At 78.0% G+C, this 728-nt stretch carries 1 pseudogene; it reads right to left on the bottom strand.

Annotated elements, in window-relative coordinates:
- Positions 1-728: pseudogene (locus DVH02_RS34660) on the bottom strand (hypothetical protein); the annotation flags it as partial.

Raw genomic sequence — 728 nt, 5'->3', positions numbered from 1 at the left:
GGCCGGGTCGGGGGTGGTGGGTTCCGCGGTGGAGGAACGGGCCGCGCTCCATGTCTCCGGGTCCGTCACGTCCACGCCGCCGGTGGCCCGGGGGGCGACCGGGGCCGTGACGTAGGTGGGCAGGGGGACCGGGACCGGCTCCCAGCTGTCGCCTCGGGCGGGCCCGCGCTCGCGCTGCTGGTCGACCCATTCCGCGTGGTCGGTCTGCTCGACCAGGGCGCGGCGGCCCGCCTCCTGGGGCGAGACCGCGGGGACCGGCTCGGGTTCGGGCTCGGGGTGCGGTTCGGGCTCCTGTTCGGGCTCGCCGGTGGCGGCCGACGCGGGGTGGTGACGGCGCGGGCGGTTCTCGCGGAGGCGCTGGGCGGCGGCCTCGGCCCTGCGCCGGTCCATCGTGAACGAGAAGCGACGCCGTTCCTGGCCGCGCAGATGCACGATGTACGTACTCAGCAGAACGGCCGGAACCGCCGGCGCCCACAAGAAGCCCAGCCCGCCGACCGCGGCGACGACCGCCCCGAGGGTGAAGGTGAGAAAGAGGACGACGGTGGTACGGCGTCGGCGCGCGAGGACCTGCGAGCGCTGCGCGCGCCGGGCGCGGTCCGCCGCCGTGCCCGAGGGCCGCGCGCGCCGTTCGCGCCGGGCGCGCCGCTCCGGTGACGGCTCGGGCTGGACCGCTCGCTCCGGCGGGGTGCCGCGTTCCTGGCGTACGGGAGAGGGGGCGGGTGCGGGGC

The organism is Streptomyces corynorhini (genome assembly GCF_003346515.1).
GTDB classification, from domain to species: Bacteria; Actinomycetota; Actinomycetes; order Streptomycetales; family Streptomycetaceae; genus Streptomyces; species Streptomyces corynorhini.
The sequence above is the reverse complement of the archived record's forward strand: the minus strand, read 5'-3'. Positions and strand labels throughout refer to the sequence as shown.